This is a genomic window from Nosocomiicoccus ampullae (genome assembly GCF_001696685.1).
GTDB classification, from domain to species: Bacteria; Bacillota; Bacilli; order Staphylococcales; family Salinicoccaceae; genus Nosocomiicoccus; species Nosocomiicoccus ampullae_A.
This window is the reverse complement of sequence record NZ_MBFG01000010.1, coordinates 104,532-123,121: the sequence shown is the minus strand read 5'-3', so window position 1 is coordinate 123,121 and position 18,590 is coordinate 104,532. Positions and strand designations below refer to the sequence as shown.

Genomic DNA, 18,590 nt, shown 5'->3' with positions numbered 1-18,590 from the left:
TATTTTCATAGCTTCATACTCGTCAATGTGTTTGAATTCAACACCTCTAAATTTCATATAAAATATTAAAGATTTAAACGATAGTTTCATTATATATATTTCCTTTTTTAATTCATTATACTAAATACATAAAAAATTTTCTATTGGTGAAGATAATTCAATATATAACACTTTAATTTAAGGAGTTTTCAACACAAAAACCTACAACTCTTACGAGCTGTAGGCGATGTATGGAGACGGTGGAGTTGAACCCGTGTCCAAGGATCTTGCTACACTTCTTTCTACGTGTGTAGTTCTCAATTAAAGTTTCGCATGAATGCCGGAACAGAACGTTCCACTATTCATGCTGGTCTGATATAGTTCTTCTAGAAGTCTGCAGGCGGAAGACTTCTAGTATATCTTGCTAAATAGGGACTATCTTGTTATTTAAAGAATAATCTATAAATTCTAAGATTATTCTAAGAGTGCCGCTTTATCGTTTATTTAGTTTACGACCATTTTAATACCTTCTGGTGTTTCTACTATTTCGCTCGGAGCGTCTGGAACTGAAATGTTAAATGATTTTAAGCCGTATGTGTTCATTGCATCGATTCTTGCTTTGTTACTATGCCACTTGTTCACTGCAATGTGGTGGTGATATTTATTTGAAGCTAAGAAATATGCGCTCATGACTTTAGTCGCGATTTCAAATCCGTAGTTATCATAGAAATCTGGGTCAATCGCCACGCCACCTTTCAGGTGCAAGTGTCCGATAATCGTACCTTCTGGCATACCTGACCACTCTGTATTACGACTCGATTCAACAATACTAGCAAAGTCTAAAGCTAGAGTATCCATTACCACTTGTCCATTGGACCAAGACCATGTATCTGGATCTCTATCCACATATACTTCAATACCGTTTCCTTCAGGGTCAACAAGATACGTTGCTTCACTCACTAAGTGATCTCCACCTGATAGAGGAATCTGTCTACTAAACATGTATTTAATAAAACGACCGAGGTCACTTCGAGTTGGAAGTAAAATTGCGATATGGAATAATCCAGCTTCATTTTGATCTGCTACTCTACCATTTTCTAATACTTCAAAAGTGAATGTGTGCGTACTACCTTCAAAACCAGCAACGAAACCTGCTTCACTTTCTTCAATTAATTTCATGCCTAAAATATTTATATAAAAATCTTTCATTTTACTTAAATCTTGAATGTTTAATGTAATGTTTGTTACTTGAGCATTGTCCTTATGGAAATTCATTTAATACCTATCCTTCTTAATCTGATTACCGTATTCTATCATCATTCAACATCACTCTATTAATAATTTGCTCAAATCAAAAAAGCCCTGATAAAACTGAGTTTGAATTACAATGCCACATTTTATTTTTACGATAGATAAATGAAATTTCGGGTGGAAACATGCGTGTATTTAAAGGTAAAGAAAAGATTCAACCTCCGGAAGGCAGAAATTATTATACACATCCTTCTATAGCAATTATGTAGGAATTTTTAAGATTACCGAAAAGACACTTGTTTTGTTACGATAGAAATATAAGGAAAAGGAGAGGTTTTTGTGATCCGTAAAAAGAAACAGAAAGATAACAGAAAAGTCGCTGAGCTTGTTTATATTATTTGGGAAGGTATGGATCTCGAAATAATTGAGAAATTTGATAAAGAAACTGTACTCGAAGCGTTTGAAATGTGTCTCAGTGACGAAGACTTTCGAAACTCAAAAAGAACCATTCACGTGTATGAGGTAGATGGAGATGTTGCGGGATTCGTTCTGAGCTATCCAGGACATACCGAACACGAATTTAAACACGTGTGGGAGAAACTTGGACTGGACAAGAAATTCCATCCATATAGTCCACCACTTGAATTGAGAGAAGCACGTGACAATGAAATGTACATCGATAGCGTGGCGACGTTTAGTGAATACCGTGGTCAAGGTATTGCGACGAAGTTAATTAATTATTTACTAGATAGTGATGAAACACTCCCTTGGGGACTCCTTTGTGAAGTAGAGAATGAGAAGGCTTTAGGCCTTTATCTGAAGCTTGGGTTTAAAAAAGACGAGGTCCTCGAATTGTATGGGCAAGAGTATTATCATATGACTTATGTAAAGTAAGATTTTTCTTTAAAAAATCAAATTCAATAAAATATTATAAAATCAAACAGAGAGATAATGTCAATTGCTTTAGGCAGTTAGTTGTTATCTCTTTTGTTTTAAAGAAATTTAAAACAGCTAGGTGATAAATCACCTAGCACTTATAAACACAGAGCTTTAAGATAATAATTCATCAAGATACTCATCAGTTAATGTATATATCGTTGGTCTCATTTTTACTACTTCCAATTGATCTTTAAATCTATCTAAAGCACTTAAGATTTTTCTTCTTTCGCAATCGTGTTCGTATGCTAATTCATTTACTGAAATTCTATTAGATTTGTTTTGAAAAATAGCACTTTGAGCCATTATAAAAAGAACAGAACGATCAAATTCTTTTTCTACTAATGCATCTAAATTATTACTTATCTTATTTATTTTGTCTATATCTTTTTCAAGTATAGCTATGACGTGTTCTTGTCCTTCAACGATCATTTCTAGCATAGCTTGTACAAAAAAAGTTGCCTCTGCCTTGTTCAATGGATGAGATGTTTCTGTAAAAGCCTTATAGTACTTACTCTTATGGTTATTTATAATAGTTGAGAATGTCACTGCAGAATAAACATCTAATTTTTTAGACAAAAACTTACATACAATATAACGCCCCATTCTTCCATTACCATCATAGAATGGATGAATATATTCAAATATATAATGCGAGAGCATTAATTTGTATAGATAAGGCATATCATCATTTCTAATGAAACTAATCATCTGTCCTAACATAGAAATGATTTTTGATTCTGACTTAACACCTCTGTGAATTTCTTTACCTCCACTATAAACACTTACAGAACCTTTTCTAAAAAGCTCACCATCTAGTCTATCCCCTTTTGAAATTTCAGATGAAACTAGTTCATCATAGATTGAACGAATATCTTCAATCTTAGTGATTTCTGACTCTTTCTCAATATAATAATACAGTTTTACAAGACCAAACAATCTCTTTTTTGCGATACTACCTTTCTTTAAATCACTGTTTTTAATATCTTCTAACACCTCAGATATTTCTTTTTTTGTACTTCTAACATTTTCTACTTCGTTTGTACTTTGTATTTCATTAATAAGTAGATTGGTATAGAAACTTTGTTGTGATGCGCTCGGCAATCGATTTTTCAGAAGAGTAATTGTACGACTATTTTCAATGATTGCTTCATTTAAAGCTGCTAACTTGTGTGTGTTTACTAAAAACAAAGGAAAAGATTCATTGTAAAAATTCCCATTTCTAATCGGCTTTATTTCTATTTCTGTGAGATAGGCACTTAATTGATTTAATCTATTTTGGTACTCTACTTCGTGATTTTCACTGTTCATATGAAACACTTTGTTTAGTGGATAATATTTGCTCATTTTCTTCACCTTAATTACCTTTTTTGCGATTTTGGTATTTTATAAGTAGTGATATGAATTATATACTATTTTGACTAAAACTCAAGAAAAATTATTTACCTCACACATGAATAAGCATAATAATGATTGTTTTTAATTATTTAAATAGAATATAATTCAAGTAGCCTATTTGAGGAGTTGGTGTCTATGAGTTACATCGCTTGGTTAATTGTATTTTGTGAAATCGCCTTTTGGGTAGTAATTGCCATAGGGTTAGTGTTTAGATATATTTTTAGAAAAGAAAAGTTAGGTTTTATATTTTTAGCAATGACACCAGTGATTGATGTGGTGCTTTTGATAGTGACGACGTTTGATTTGATGAACGGAGCAACAGCAGGATATCCACATGCGATAGCTACCTTGTATATTGCTGTGTCACTAGTGTTTGGTAGAGATATGATCCGCTGGATTGATGACCGTTTTAGATATTATGTAATGAAGCAAGGAGAAAAGCCAGGGCAAATATTTGGATATGACTATGCAAAACTATATGCAAAGTCGTTCATGAAACATATTATTGCGTACGTAATAGGAACTGGATTACTTTATCTGATAAAAATACTCGTCCACAATAATGAAGAGACACAAGCATTAGATGGAGTAACGAACGTTTGGACGATTGTAATTGTAGTAGACTTGATTATCACAATTTCATTTTTTATTTGGCCAAAGAAAAAGAAGTAACAACTTATTAAAGTTGATACTTCTTTTGAATTTCATAATTAAACATTTGACACATATTTGACACTTGCTACTTTGAAACCCTAACCTATAAAGCTTTATATTCTGAGACCTCGGTTAAATAACACTCTGTTTTAATTGAAATGTTTATACTTTATGGTCCATCTGTTAACGTCCACACTAGTGTTGATTGATAACTACCTCTTTGAGCAGTCGCTGGATTTGTTTTTAATAAAATTCCTTCATCTTCATTAAAATTAAAGTGAAATTCATCTCCACTTTTTGTAGCATCCGACTTTTTACCGACTGTTTGTCTATTTACTTCCCCTTCAATCAGTTTAAAATCTTTATTTTTTACGAAGTAAAGTGCATTTTTAAGCTGATCAATTCCATTTGTATGTGTTAACGGTGTTTTACTATAGACACTTACTGAAAAATCACTTTTTTTAGTACTTCTCACTTTCACTTTATGAGGGTTACTCTTTCTTTTAATAATTGACTCTGGAACATTGGTGATTTTTGTGTCTTTAAATACAATATCTTCAACTGGTAGTAATTCTAAAATTGTACCTTCAACAATAACTTCAGCGCTTGGTATTTCATATTTATCAACTACTACAAAAAACTTAAGCTTGTCATCACCTTTTAAGTCACCTATTGGAATATTATTAAAAGTAAATTTGCCTGTATTGTCACTAGTCGTTTCATACACTTTATTTGTACGTGTATTAAGCATTTTAATTTTACGATTAGCTGTAGCAGTACCGGTAATCTTAGTACTTTCATCTGTAACAGGTTCATTCACTTTTATATTAACTTTAATATCTCCAATCATTCTTATTCTCTTCAATGTAGATTTAAATTCCTGATTAAAATTTGGAGCAACTTTTTTAATCGATGAATCTGCATTAGTAGTATTTCCACTCATTGTAAATGAACCGTTTAACATATTTGTTTTATAATCCGGTGTTTTATTTTGAGTTGCATAGCCTTCCATACTTACATAGTTTACGTTAAAAGTTTTAAGCACATTTTCTGTAGGGAAAATCGGACCATTCATATTGTCAAAATCTACCACATTAGGATAATAGACATTGAGTGTCACCGCACTGTTAGTTGAGAATAAAGGTGCATTTGAATTACCAGTTTTACGAACGATTAGACTACCATGATCGTCCATTGTAATAGCGCCTATTCCTTGTGATGTCACTGGGCTATTCAAACTTTCTAAAATAATTTCTCCATCGTGATGCGCAGTAATGAAAAAGTCTTTATCATCACTGAATTGAACCGCATTTGAATTTAAAGATTTTAAAGATAAGCGACTATTCGCACCTGATTCAACATATTTTTGATAAACCCCTCGTGAATATAATGCTACACCGTTATTCGCAGTAACATTTACTACCGCATTTTCTCCGACTCTGATTCCATTAAGATCTAGATTCTCTTTATTATTTGATTGTGCATATAAACCTCCACGTGCACCATTCACTGTGAAATTTGCTCCGTCATGAATTTCGTAAAATCTATAATATGCCGCGTAGTCTGCACTCGCGTTTATTGTGACATTACCATATACGTGAAGTACACTTTCCCAACTCGCACCGATATGACCGCCATTAAAAGCAACATCTTTTAAACGAAGTTGGCTCGGATAGTTCGATCTAAACATACCATTATCCCTATGTGAGTTAGTAGTAGATAAGTTTGAAAAGTTCATAACAGTTATCTCAGAAATACTCGTATTATAGAGCCTGCTAGAACCAATATTTAAAGAGTAACCATTACCGTCTAAAATTTTTTGATTATAATTTGAATAAATGTATTGATTCCTATCCGTAGAAATATCGTTTGTAAATAGTATCACTTCAACATTTCTATCATCTATCGCTTTATTGAATTCATCAGCTGTACTTACACATCTTACTTCACCAGTAACAGATTTCGAAATTACCGATCCAATCAAATTACTTTTTGATGTATTGTACTCCTCTGCTGTTGGGCATTTCCCTGCTTCAAACTGGCGTTCTGTTGTAGAACGCGTTGCTATTTCCTTTTCTTCATTAGCGACTTCTAACTCATCTTCTTTATTACCATTGCTTTCAGATATGTCTGTTGCTTCTTTATCATCCGCGGTATCTTCTGTTTCGGTCGCATCTTTATCGTCTGATTCACTTGATTCTTCAGTTTTTTCACATTGGTATATGTCGTCAAAGCTTTTCGTATTTTCTGCATCTATCTTATAATCTATGCTTAGAATATTGTTTTCACTAATGAGTTTTACTTTATCCTCATCCTCTAAAGCGGTAGATAAGGAAAAAAGATATTCTCCATCATTTACAATTGTTTCTTCTACAAATTGTTCATTAACATAAAGCTCAACCGGTTTTTCATTATTTCCAGTACCTTTAATAGTTTTAGAATCTACTATATCTACTGAATAATTAACATTACATGAATTTACTGCCGTCATTTCTGCCGCTTGTACGAGCGTTGCGGGCGTCATTAATAAAATACATAATATTAAGTTTAAATACTTTATCATATTAATTCACCCTACTTTTTCTTTCGTATTACCATGAGTATTAACAGTATTAATAAACCAAAAATAGTCATGCCTGCAATGATTAATGCAAATGTTTTCCAGTCATTTTTTTCAACTTCTACAGCATTGTCATTCGCTTCTTTTGCAGTTTCTTCAGTAATTTCAAATTCTTTCTCGAATTCAAATGTTTCATTATCCGTTGTAATCGTTCCTTTATAGACATACTTACCTTTTTTTAATTTTTCATTATTAAAAGATATAGGATGATTAAATAAAGCATTTGGTGCGATTGAAAAGTTGTCATCTTTTCTTTCGTATAATGGTGTATCGTTCCCCTTCTTAAATACAGCACCCTCGATTTTTGAATTTGTCATTAGTAATGGTTGCTTATTGCTAAATTCAACATTTAAACCTGTTCTATTATTAATTAATCCAGGGTTAACACGATTTATTTCAATTTCTTCTTGCAATTTTTTATTACTATTTTTGTCATTTAGAACAACTGCAATTTCATACGCGTAGTTATTTTTAATTTGTACACCGGAAGAGTCTTCTTTTGAATCATCTATAAGTAAAAATCTTAAGCCACCTAAAATCGTGCCATCGAAATCTTTTTCTGGCATTTGAATAGAAAATTCTGCGATTGCCTTCTCATATGGCTCAATTTTTAACGTCGGTGTGAGTACATCTGTCATTTTAGTAAAATTATATTTTAAAGAGTTATCGAACTCTTTAATTGAACCATCGTAAACAAGTAATCCATTACTGTTTGTCGCTCCTGTATTTGCGCTAACTTTAACTTCGATTGGTTCATTTGAGTTATTAAATACTTCTACTTGTAATTTCTCTGTAGTATTTTTTTCAACTGCTAAATCAAAGTATGTCTTCTCAGAATCAACTTGACTGTTCGGTAAAATCGTACGTAAAGAATACGGAACTTCTTCACTTGCTAATGCTGTAGGTGCGATATTAAATAATAGTAGTATAGATAGCAATATCCATGTAATTCTTTTCATCATCAACTTCCTCTAAAGAAAAACCCCGAACTACTGTTCAGGGTTAAGATTTTCGCTTATATTACTGGTTACCAGGTCCATCATATAAAGTCCAAGTAATTGTAGATGTATGTTCACCTGCTGAAGCGGCACCTTGTGGAACATCTAAAGTTACTTTTTCGTTTGTTTCTCCGTCACCTTTTAGCCACTTAACAATCCATGTTCCAAGACCTTGTGCTGTTCCAATTTGTGCATTGTCTGAACGACCTTCAGCATTAACAACTGATGCACTGTCTCCACCAGTATTTAAAACGATATTATTGTTTACTAACGGTGGATTAACTCCTTGTAATGGAGAGGCTGCTTCACCATTTAAGAATGAAATAACTGCACCCTCTAAAGTGTTCGTACCGTTTTGAGTGAAATGAGAAGCTTGAGCACTTACACTCCAACCTTGTCCAGTACCACGACGATCGGAAACTTGAATATATGGTCTTTCACTAACCGACTCGTACTTAGCAGCTGCAGTTGAAATTTCGTGTGTACCAAAATCTATATTAGAAACAAAATCTAAAGATAATGGTCCTGTATTACCTGTAACATTACCATCTTCTGGAGTACCTGGCTGTAATGTTTCAGGGTCTAAAATTTCTGGAGTATCTTCAGGTGCAGTAAAGGTAACTTTCGCCTCAGATTCAGCACTTTGGTGTACTGCTGCAATAATTGGTGACGCTATTAATATCGAAGTTGCTGCGAGTGTTAGGGATGATAATAATAATTTGTTTTTCAAATTTATTTCTCCTTTATTTATAATGATATTTTCATAAAATCGATATTACTATTATACTTCTATGTGATTTACATATCAATCTTATTTTTACATAAAAAATGAGATTAACCTACTATTCGTGAAGTAATCTCATTGATGTAAAAATATATGGAGACGGCGGGAGTCGAACCCGCGTCCAAGGATCTTGCTACACTTCTTTCTACGTGTGTAGTTCTCAATTAAAGTTTCGCATGAACGCCGGAAGAGAACGTTCCACAATTCATGCTAGTCTGGTTAAGTTCTTCTAGAAGTCTGCAGACGGAAGACTTCTAGTATATCTTGCTAAAGTTGAATCGTCTCAGTAGGTCACAAGAAAACGTACGAGACGATGTAGCTGAATTATGCAGCTACGAGATTGTTAGTTTTGCCAGTTATTATAACTGAGTATCGTTGATAACGAAGTCGAAACCTCCGACACGCTTAAAGTGCTCAATAACCCCTGTCGAATCCAGAACGTCCCCGTTTATTTGCGTAATAATTATTATATCATTATTCGCTTTTTTATTTCAAGTTATTGGTTTCTCTCTTTTAGCGCACGGTCGATGTCTCGCTTCATTTGCTTTTGTTTTAAGTCGTGACGCTTATCGTATTTCTTTTTACCTTTTGCGTATCCAATGAGCACTTTGCATACTCCGTTTTTAATGTAAAGTCTAAGTGGGATGAGTGCGTGCCCTGGATTATGCAAGTACCCGATAAGTCGGTCGATCTGCGCTTTATGGAGAAGTAACTTTCGTTGTCTTAACGGGTCGTGGTTAAATCTATTTCCTTCCTCGTAAGGGGCTACGTGCATGTTATAGACGAACATTTCGCCTTTAAAATCACGGCAAAATGCGTCTTGTAAACTAACAGATCCCTTACGAATCGATTTGATTTCAGTCCCTTTTAATACGATTCCCGCTTCAATCGTATCCTCAATAATATAATCATGACTTGCTTTTCTGTTTTGAGCGAGTACTTTTCCGTGATGTTTCTTCATATCATTTACTTCCTTTTTCTATTTCTTTTCGGTGCACTTTTATAGAACGGCTTTTTGCCTTTCGGTTTTTTCGTTTGGTCTCTCACTTTATTTTTTTTACGACCATTTGAATCGATATATTTCGGTTTTTGCTTGTCTTTTTGTTCTTCTTTTACTTTTTTACGCGGTGTTATTCCGACGACTGTAAAATCGATTAAACGCTCTGCTATATTAACGTTTTCAACTTCGATTTCTACTTTATCGCCCATTCTAAATATTTTGCCTGTACGTTCACCGATTAGCGCCATCATACGCTCGTTATAATTATAATAGTCATCGCCTAAGTTGTTCATATGAACGAGTCCTTCGACTGTATTTGGTAGTTCAACGAACATACCGAAGTTCATAACCCCTGATATTACCCCTTCAAAGCGTTCTCCGATATGCTGCTGCATATATTCTGCTTTTTTGAGGTCGTTCGTATCGCGTTCAGCATCTACTGCTCGGCGTTCACGTTCAGATGAGTGCGAAGCAATTTCTGGTAACTTTTCTTTAAATTTTTGAATCGTTGCTGGACTCGTATCTTTTTCGATTAAATACGTACGAATTAGTCTGTGTACTATTAAATCTGGATATCTACGAATCGGCGCTGTATAGTGCGTGTAGAATTCTGTCGATAATCCAAAATGTCCAAGTGACTGATATGAATATTTCGCTTGTTGCATCGAACGTAACATCATCATCGAAATGACTGTATCTTCAGGGGTATCTTTTACTTCATCTAAAATTTCTTGTAACGCGTGCGGATGCACAGAGTTCCCTTTACCTTTAACGAAAATACCAAAGCTCGTTAGTATTTCGAAGAATTGACGGAGTTTATCTTCTTTTGGATCTTCGTGGATACGGTAAATAAATGGTAAATCTAACCAATGGAAGTTTTCTGCAATCGTCTCGTTTGATACGAGCATAAATTCTTCGATTAACTTCTCCCCTTTACCGCGATTTCGTAACACAATATCTTCAGGCGTGCCGTCACGTTGAACGATGATTTGTGCTTCGTTAAAGTCAAAGTCTAGCGCACCACGTTTATCTCGTTTACGGCGTAAAACTTTTGCGAGTTCACCTGCATGGATAATCATATCCGTAATTTCACCGTGAGCGATTTTCGTCGCTTCGTCGTCTTCTTCTAATATTTTATTGACGGCCGTGTATGTCGTACGTTTGTCCGACTGAATGACACTTTCAAAAATACGATGATTTACGACTGTTCCATTCATATCGATTTCCATCTGACACGTCATCGCAAGTCGCTCGACACCTTCATTTAATGAACATATACCGTTTGATAATTTATGAGGCAACATCGGTATCACTCGGTCGACTAAATAGACACTCGTCGCTCGGTTATATGCTTCTTTATCGAGCGGTGTACCCTCTTGTACGTAATGAGATACGTCCGCAATACTTACTGTTAACTCGTAGTTCCCGTTACTTAACTTTTCGACAGAAATCGCATCGTCTAAGTCTTTTGCGTCTTCACCGTCGATTGTAATCGTCATTTGTTTCGTTAAATCAACGCGACCTTTCTTTTCTTCTTCAAGCACGTGGTCTGGAATGTTTTCGACTTGTTCAAGTACGTCATCACTAAAGTCGATATCGATACCGTGACTATAAACGATAGATAAAATATCGACACCCGGATCATTTTCATGTCCGAGAATTTTTGTAATATGACCTTCCGGGTTATCGGTGTTATTTTTTGGGAATTTCGTAATTTCAACGAGCACTTTATGACCGGAAACTGCTCCTAAATTTTGCCCACTTGGGATAAAAATATCCGTATTATACGTAAGGGAATCAGGCACAACGAATCCGAATCCTTTTGAACCTTCATATTTACCGACGAGCTTTGTCACGTTATGCTCGATAATCTTTACGACACGACCTTCATGACTCTCACCACGCATCGACTCCTCTATCGTACACAGTACAGTGTCTCCGTCTAATGCGCCGTTAATTTCATTTGGCGGAATAAATATATCATCTATTCCTTCTTCGTCAGGGCGTAAAAATGCGAATCCACGCTTATGCATAGATAGCGTACCTTTCACAACTTTTGACGTCACAACTTTGACGTACTTATTTTTCTTTGTGCGACGTATAATGTCCGACTCTTCAAGAGAGACTAAAGCTTTAATAAGTGCTTTAAAATCTTCTGCGTCGTGAATATCCAGTTCACTTTCAAACGCTTCAGTTGTCATCGGTGTATACGTATCACGATCAATTATTTCTAACACTTCGTCTTTAAAATCTCTCATGAATAAGTCCTCCTATAAATTACGGTTTAAAAACGCGTAATAATCTTCAAATAATTCTTCTTTGTCTTTGTCAATCGTTAAAACGTGACCAGAGTTTTCATAGTATTTTACTTCTTTATCGTCACTGCCGACTTCATCGATGATTATTTCAGCACTATTTATATCGATCACATCATCGAGTTTACCCTGAGCGACAAATATTGGTTCTGTCACTTCTCCAAGGCGATCTCTCGTACTTCCTATAATCTTCTTAATATCTGTAAAAATCGATGCATCGGTGTAACTTTCTAACTCTCTTTTAATTTGCCCGTCTTCTTTATGTTCAAAACGTTTTTTAAACATCTCAGCGTATATTTTAAAGTTATTAAGTAATTCACTTTCCGTTTTTAGCGTCATCGGCGAACAAATCGTCGCTACCGCTTCAACGTCTCGGTCCATCGATAACTTTAACGCAAGCACGCCACCAATCGATAGACCAACGACAAATACTTTGTCATACGATTCTTTTAGCTCGTCGTACTTATCGATTGCTTGTTTATACCACACATATGGAGACGATTTTAATATATTTTCTGGACTTTCAGTATGCCCTTCATAATTAAATGCGTAGCTCGGAACTTCATTTTTTTCTAAAAATCTCCCGAGTTGTCGCACGTCTGACGTATTTCCTGTAAATCCATGAAGTAAAAGTACCGCATAGTCTTTTGTACCTTCACTAAACGCAAAATTTCCAGGCATTCTTACTTTCATTCGTACCACTCCTTACATCTATTGTACGAGATATATATTAGAAGATAAAGAACGACGAAAACAATAAAACGCCGAGGTGATTAAACACCCCGGCGTGTAGTATTAACTGACATATGTTAATAGAATCATTATTAAAAAGAACATGACAGATAAAACAACTGTCATTCTGTGTAATATTAAATCCATACCTCTTGCTTTTTGTTTACCAAAGAGCTGTTCTGCACCACCACTTATTGCTCCTGATAGTCCAGCACTCTTACCTGACTGGAGTAAAACGACCGCGATAAGTGAAATGCACACAATGATCAGTAATACGATTAAAGCTGTATACATCGCGTGTTCCCCCTACTTGCTATATCGTTACATATTATATCAGTAATTGATACTGTAATCAACTACATAATTAGCGTAAGTTAAAGAACGCATTCTTACCTTTGTAAATCGCAGTTTCATATAATTCGTCTTCGATTCTTAGTAACTGATTGTATTTCGCAACGCGGTCTGTACGTGACGGTGCACCAGTTTTAATTTGACCTGCGTTTACCGCTACAGCGATGTCAGCGATTGTCGTATCTTCTGTTTCACCTGAACGGTGTGAAATCACTGATGTGTATCCTGCACGTGTTGCCATTTCGATAGCTTCGAATGTTTCAGTTAACGTACCGATTTGGTTTACTTTAATTAAAATAGAGTTACCGACGCCTTCTTCGATACCTTTTTCAAGTTTTTCAGTGTTCGTAACGAATAGGTCATCCCCGACAAGTTGAACTTTAGAGCCGAGTTTTTCTGTTAACTCTTTATGCCCGTCCCAATCGTTTTCATCTAACCCGTCTTCAATTGAAATGATCGGATACTTATCGCATAACTGAACGTACCAATCCACAAGTTCTGAAGCTGTGAATGATTTACCTTCACCTTTTAATTCGTAAGTTTTTGTTTCTGCATTGTAAAACTCACTCGATGCAACGTCCATCGCAAGTACGATATCTTCACCTGGAGTAAATCCTGCACCTTTAATTGCAGTGATTAACGTTTCAAGTGCTTCTTCGTTTGAGTCTAAGTTCGGTGCAAATCCACCTTCGTCACCAACTGCTGTTTGAAGACCTTTATCTTGTAACACTTTCTTTAACTCGTGGAATACTTCCGTACCCATTTGTAAAGCTTTTTTAAATGTTTTCGCACCAACTGGCATGATCATAAACTCTTGAATGTCGACGTTGTTGTCTGCATGCTCTCCGCCGTTGATGATGTTCATCATCGGTACTGGAAGTTCTGTTGCGTTAAATCCACCTAGATATTTGTATAGTGGTTGGCCTAAGTAGTTTGCTGCTGCATGTGCAGTTGCCATTGACACACCTAATATTGCGTTCGCACCGAGTTTTGCTTTATTTTTTGTACCATCTAATGCGATGAGGACTTTATCTAATGATACTTGCTCAAGTACTGAAAATTCGCCTTCGATAATTTCTGGAGCGATAATATCATTTACGTTTTCTACTGCTTGTTGTACACCTTTACCTAAATAACGGTCATCACCGTCGCGTAATTCAACTGCTTCATGTTCACCTGTTGATGCACCAGACGGAACGATTGCACGTCCAAATGCACCACTTTCCGTTAATACTTCAACTTCAACTGTTGGATTACCTCTTGAATCTAATACTTCACGCGCATAAATATCAATAATTTTAGGCATGGTTAATCTCCTTTTATTTTATAATTATTTATTGTAATAAAGTTTTACCCGTCATTTCTTTTGGTTGGTCTATACCTAATAAATCTAACACTGTCGGTGCTAAATCTGCAAGTCGACCACTCGTTACATTTACACCTTTTTTAGTAACGATGACCGGAACGTCGTTTGTCGTATGTGCGGTCATCGGTTCCCCGTTTAGTTGTACGACTTCGTCAGCGTTACCGTGGTCTGCAGTAATGACTGCAACACCACCTTGAGAGATAATCTCATCGACAATTTCACCAAGACATTCGTCAACTGTTTCCACTGCTTTAATTGTCGGTTCTAACATTCCGCTATGTCCGACCATATCTGGATTTGCGAAGTTTAAAATCATCATGTCTAAGTTGCCTTTTTTAAGACGATTAATCGCTTTGTCCTTTACTTCGTACGCACTCATCTCAGGTTTTAAGTCATACGTTGCGACTTTTGGCGAGTTCACGAGAATGCGTTCTTCGTTATTAAATTCTTCGTGACGGCCACCTGACATAAAGTACGTGACGTGTGGATACTTTTCAGTTTCTGCAATACGTAACTGACTCATTCCGGCATTTGAAACGACTTCACCGATCGTATTTACTAAATCTTCTTTTTCAAACACGATACTCGCGTCGATGCTATCATCATATTTCGTAAACGTCGTAAATTTTACGTTTTCAAATGGTTCGATTAAAAACTCATCAAAACCTTTTTCCGCAAACACTTTAGATAATTGAACCGCACGGTCTGGTCTAAAGTTATAAAAGATCATCGAATCGTTATCTTTTAAAAATCTTTCTTTTTGTCCGACGATAAACGGCGAAACAAACTCATCGTAAATCTCAGCCTCATACGCACGTTCTACACCGGTACGTGCCGTTTTAAATAACGGTCCTGCACCGTAGTGAATCGCGTCGTGTGTCTTTTTTGTACGCTCATAACGACGGTCTCTATCCATCGCATAATATCTTCCAGAAATCGTCTTAAATTCACCGAGACCGATCGCTTCAAACTGTCTTTCTGCTTCATCGATATAAGTGAGTGCAGATTGCTGATCGACGTCACGGCCATCTAAAAATCCGTGTACGTAAACGCGCTTAACCCCTTTTTCTTTTGCGAGTTTTATAATTTCAAACATATGATTGTAATGAGAATGCACGCCACCGTCAGACAGTAGACCCATAATATGGAGCGTACTGTCATTTGTTAACGCGTGGTCAACCGCTTCGTTTAGCGCTTTGTTTTTATAAAACTCTTTTGATTCTATCGATTTATTAATACGCGTTAAACTTTGGTATACGATACGGCCTGCGCCGATATTTAAGTGTCCGACTTCGGAATTCCCCATTTGACCTGCTGGAAGTCCGACGTCTTCGCCACATGCGACTAATCGGTTATTTGGATACTCACTCATGTAACGGTCAAAGTTTGGTTTATGCGCTTGTTTTACAGCGTTACCGAACGTTTCTTTTCGGCAACCGAATCCATCTAAAATAATTAAACCGACTGGTTTATGCATTGTGTGCACCTTCTAAAAGCGCGACAAAACTTTCAACTTCAAGTGACGCTCCACCGACGAGTGCACCGTCAATATGTGGTTCACTCATATACTCTTTAATGTTTTCGGGTTTTACTGATCCACCATACTGGATACGTACTGCTTCACTAATTTCTGTATTAAATGTTTTTTCAATCGTTTCACGAACGAGTTGACACATTTTGTTTGCGTCTTCACTCGTCGCACTTTTACCTGTACCAATCGCCCAAATCGGCTCGTACGCAACGACTACTCTTTTTGCGTCTTCAGCACTTACACTTTTAAATGCGTGTTCGATTTGAGTTGTAATCTTTTCTATATAAGTTTCGTTTTCGCGCTCTTCTAACGTTTCACCGCAACACACGATCGGTACGACGTCTTTTTCTAACGCTTTTAATACTTTTTTATTCACAGATACATCTGTCTCATTAAACATTTCACGGCGTTCTGAGTGACCAATAATGACGTAGTCTACACCTAAGTCACTTAAACTATCAATCGATACTTCCCCAGTAAACGCCCCTTGTGCTTCAAAGTGTCCGTTCTCTGCACCGATTCCGACTTTGTCGTTCGTCGCTTGAACGAGTCTATCGAGATGAATAAACGGTGCACAAATCGCAGCATCGACTCCGCTTGGTAAATCTTTCGTTAATAATTCTTTTAAAAATGCTTCTGCTTCACTAACTGTTTTGTGCATCTTCCAATTTCCTGCAATAAATGGTGTACGCATAACTATCTCCTTACTTATCATTTAATGCTTTAATTCCTGGTAATTCTTTACCTTCTAAAAATTCGAGTGACGCTCCGCCACCTGTAGAAATGTGTGAGAAGTCTTCTTCAAAGCCGAGCTGTTCAGCTGCTGTTGCAGAGTCTCCACCACCGATAATCGTAATTGCGTCTTCTAATTTCGCAAGTGATTCACATACTTTAATCGTACCTTGTGCGAAATTAGACATTTCAAACACACCCATCGGTCCGTTCCATACGACTGTTTTCGCGTCCTTTAGAACTTCTTCAAACAATTCTACTGTTTTTGGACCAACGTCTAATGCCATTTCATCTGCTTCAATCTCTGAAGCGTCTCTTACAGCGTGCTCACTGTCGTTACTAAATTCTTTAGCTGCAACGACGTCAACCGGTAATACGAGCTTATCTTTCCCTTTTTCAAGAAGAGATTTTGCGAGATCGAGTTTATCTTCTTCAACGAGTGACTTTCCAGTGTCATAGCCTTGAGCACGTAAAAACGTGTTCGCCATTCCGCCACCGATTAGAATTTTATCTGCTTTTTCAAGTAAGCTTTCGATTACCGTTATTTTATCTGACACTTTTGCGCCACCTAAAATCGCAACGAGTGGACGTTTTGGATTTAATACCGCTTCACCTAAGAAGTCGATTTCTTTTTCGATTAAAAATCCTGACACAGCAGGTAAATGTTCAGAAATCCCAACGTTTGATGCGTGAGATCTATGTGCTGTTCCGAATGCGTCGTTAACAAACACATCCCCGAGTGACGCCCAATATTTACCGAGCTCTGGATCGTTTTTACTTTCTTTTTTACCGTCTAAATCTTCAAAGCGCGTGTTCTCTACGAGTAACACGTCTCCTTCGTTTAAGTCTTCAATCGAAGATTCTAATTCTTCACCGCGCGTCGCGTTGACAAAGAATACGTCTTTATCTAACAGTTCGCTTAAACGTTTCGCAACTGGTAATAGCGATAACTCTTCTAAGTCTTCTTCTGTCTTTACACGTCCTAAATGTGAGAATAAGATGACTTTACCACCTGCGTCTATGATGTATTGTATCGTCGGTAGTGCTGCTTTAATACGCTTGTCGTTCGTAATTTCACCGTCTTGTAACGGTACGTTAAAATCCGCACGTACGAGTACTGTCTTTCCTTTAAATTCTACATCCTTAATTGTCTGTTTCATTGAGATCCTCCAAATAAAAATATACACTCTCTTAATTATATCGTTATTTACATTTATTTTAAACGGTTAAGGGATGAATCACTGTTTCGCCCTTTCAACATATTCATGAATCGTAAAAAAGTCGATAATCCCCTCTTGTACGACTTCTTCTTCATGCATCACAACTGGTACACGAATTAAAAATTGTTCATGTAACGTGTCGTCTGACGTAATATCGACTTCACTCACTTCAACGTCTTTAAATGATTCTAACGCTATATTTAATTGGAGCTTCGCATCTTCACATAGCTTACAGTTTGGTGAAGTATATAATACGAGTTTCATCGGTTTGTGACCTTTCTTTTTATAATATTAAATAGTTCATACATCATTTCAGTTATGATGATTCCCATCGCAATTGATAATGCGATAAGTGCCGCTTGAAATCCTGAATCTAATGCAGCTAAATTATCATTTTCTACGACGGCACGTACGGATTCGTACGCTTTACCTCCAGGAACTAACGGTATAAGTCCGCACGTTACAAATACGATAAGTGGCGCTTGAAGTCGTTTCGTAAAAAATATCGCTGTACTCGTCATCGTAATTGCGGCAACGAAGTTTGAAATGAGTGGTTCGATACCAATCGTCTGACTTAAAAAGTAATACATGACCCACCCGAGTGCTCCTGTGACTCCACTCGCAACGAGGTGACGTCTCGGTATGTTAAAGATAATTCCGAAACTAAATGACGCAAAGAAACTTAATAAAAATTGTGCGAGAAACACCATACTCATTTCACCT

Annotated in this window: 17 protein-coding genes and 1 other RNA gene; 2 read left to right on the top strand and 16 right to left on the bottom strand. The window is 36.3% G+C overall.

The annotated features are described in order from the left end of the window. Positions 1-483: 483 nt before the first annotated feature. Entirely contained in the window at positions 484-1,254 is a 771-nt protein-coding gene (locus tag BBS29_RS05680) for a VOC family protein (protein ID WP_068129962.1), read from the bottom strand. A gap of 315 nt (positions 1,255-1,569) precedes the next feature. Here BBS29_RS05680 and BBS29_RS05675 point away from each other — a divergent pair, with 315 nt between their 5' ends. Continuing rightward, positions 1,570-2,124, top strand: a complete 555-nt coding sequence (locus tag BBS29_RS05675) for a GNAT family N-acetyltransferase (RefSeq protein WP_068129956.1) — start codon at positions 1,570-1,572, stop codon at positions 2,122-2,124. Between the two features lie 156 nt (positions 2,125-2,280). Here the strand turns inward: BBS29_RS05675 and BBS29_RS05670 are convergent, their stop codons facing one another. Continuing rightward, complete coding sequence (locus BBS29_RS05670) at positions 2,281-3,513, bottom strand: Fic family protein (protein ID WP_068129952.1); 1,233 nt, start codon at positions 3,511-3,513, stop codon at positions 2,281-2,283. Positions 3,514-3,699: 186 nt separating this feature from the next. Between BBS29_RS05670 and BBS29_RS05665 the strand changes: the two genes are divergently transcribed. Then, a complete protein-coding gene (locus tag BBS29_RS05665; RefSeq protein WP_068129948.1) occupies positions 3,700-4,236 on the top strand; it encodes a hypothetical protein in 537 nt (178 codons plus the stop codon). A 151-nt stretch (positions 4,237-4,387) separates the two neighbouring features. On the opposite strand, the gene BBS29_RS05660 is transcribed toward BBS29_RS05665, so the two are convergent. From BBS29_RS05660 to BBS29_RS05595, 14 genes are all read right to left on the bottom strand, one after another. Further along, positions 4,388-6,781 (bottom strand): carboxypeptidase-like regulatory domain-containing protein, encoded by a 2,394-nt coding sequence (locus BBS29_RS05660; RefSeq protein WP_068129946.1) that lies wholly within the window; start codon positions 6,779-6,781, stop codon positions 4,388-4,390. Between the two features lie 11 nt (positions 6,782-6,792). Beyond that, positions 6,793-7,800, bottom strand: coding sequence for a DUF916 and DUF3324 domain-containing protein (locus tag BBS29_RS05655; protein ID WP_084778877.1), 1,008 nt, complete (start codon positions 7,798-7,800; stop codon positions 6,793-6,795). A 58-nt stretch (positions 7,801-7,858) separates the two neighbouring features. Beyond that, positions 7,859-8,566 (bottom strand): WxL domain-containing protein, encoded by a 708-nt coding sequence (locus tag BBS29_RS05650; protein WP_068129939.1) that lies wholly within the window; start codon positions 8,564-8,566, stop codon positions 7,859-7,861. Between the two features lie 145 nt (positions 8,567-8,711). Then, positions 8,712-9,066: a transfer-messenger RNA gene (ssrA, locus tag BBS29_RS05645) on the bottom strand. A gap of 50 nt (positions 9,067-9,116) precedes the next feature. Beyond that, positions 9,117-9,581: an SsrA-binding protein SmpB gene (gene smpB / locus BBS29_RS05640; RefSeq protein WP_068129936.1), complete on the bottom strand. Its 465-nt coding sequence runs from the start codon at positions 9,579-9,581 to the stop codon at positions 9,117-9,119. A gap of 5 nt (positions 9,582-9,586) precedes the next feature. After that, the gene (gene rnr, locus BBS29_RS05635) at positions 9,587-11,878 is read right to left on the bottom strand and encodes a ribonuclease R (RefSeq protein WP_068129934.1); all 2,292 of its coding nucleotides are present in this window, start codon (positions 11,876-11,878) and stop codon (positions 9,587-9,589) included. A 12-nt stretch (positions 11,879-11,890) separates the two neighbouring features. Beyond that, entirely contained in the window at positions 11,891-12,628 is a 738-nt protein-coding gene (locus BBS29_RS05630; protein WP_068129931.1) for an alpha/beta hydrolase, read from the bottom strand. 102 nt (positions 12,629-12,730) lie between these two features. Next, positions 12,731-12,961 carry a preprotein translocase subunit SecG gene (gene secG / locus BBS29_RS05625; protein WP_068129929.1) on the bottom strand — a complete coding sequence of 77 codons (231 nt, stop codon included), beginning with the start codon at positions 12,959-12,961 and terminating at the stop codon, positions 12,731-12,733. Between the two features lie 70 nt (positions 12,962-13,031). Further along, complete coding sequence (gene eno, locus BBS29_RS05620; RefSeq protein WP_068129926.1) at positions 13,032-14,324, bottom strand: phosphopyruvate hydratase; 1,293 nt, start codon at positions 14,322-14,324, stop codon at positions 13,032-13,034. A 28-nt stretch (positions 14,325-14,352) separates the two neighbouring features. Then, a complete protein-coding gene (gene gpmI, locus BBS29_RS05615) occupies positions 14,353-15,861 on the bottom strand; it encodes a 2,3-bisphosphoglycerate-independent phosphoglycerate mutase (RefSeq protein WP_068129922.1) in 1,509 nt (502 codons plus the stop codon). Continuing rightward, positions 15,854-16,609 (bottom strand): triose-phosphate isomerase, encoded by a 756-nt coding sequence (tpiA, locus tag BBS29_RS05610; RefSeq protein WP_068129921.1) that lies wholly within the window; start codon positions 16,607-16,609, stop codon positions 15,854-15,856. Before tpiA ends, gpmI begins: the two co-directional genes overlap by 8 nt. Before the next feature lie 10 nt (positions 16,610-16,619). Continuing rightward, on the bottom strand, positions 16,620-17,807 hold the full coding sequence (locus tag BBS29_RS05605) for a phosphoglycerate kinase (protein WP_068129918.1): 1,188 nt from the start codon (positions 17,805-17,807) through the stop codon (positions 16,620-16,622). 78 nt (positions 17,808-17,885) lie between these two features. Continuing rightward, positions 17,886-18,131 carry a glutaredoxin family protein gene (locus BBS29_RS05600; RefSeq protein WP_068129914.1) on the bottom strand — a complete coding sequence of 82 codons (246 nt, stop codon included), beginning with the start codon at positions 18,129-18,131 and terminating at the stop codon, positions 17,886-17,888. Further along, positions 18,128-18,583 (bottom strand): threonine/serine exporter family protein, encoded by a 456-nt coding sequence (locus tag BBS29_RS05595; protein WP_068129910.1) that lies wholly within the window; start codon positions 18,581-18,583, stop codon positions 18,128-18,130. Before BBS29_RS05595 ends, BBS29_RS05600 begins: the two co-directional genes overlap by 4 nt. Positions 18,584-18,590 lie beyond the last annotated feature (7 nt).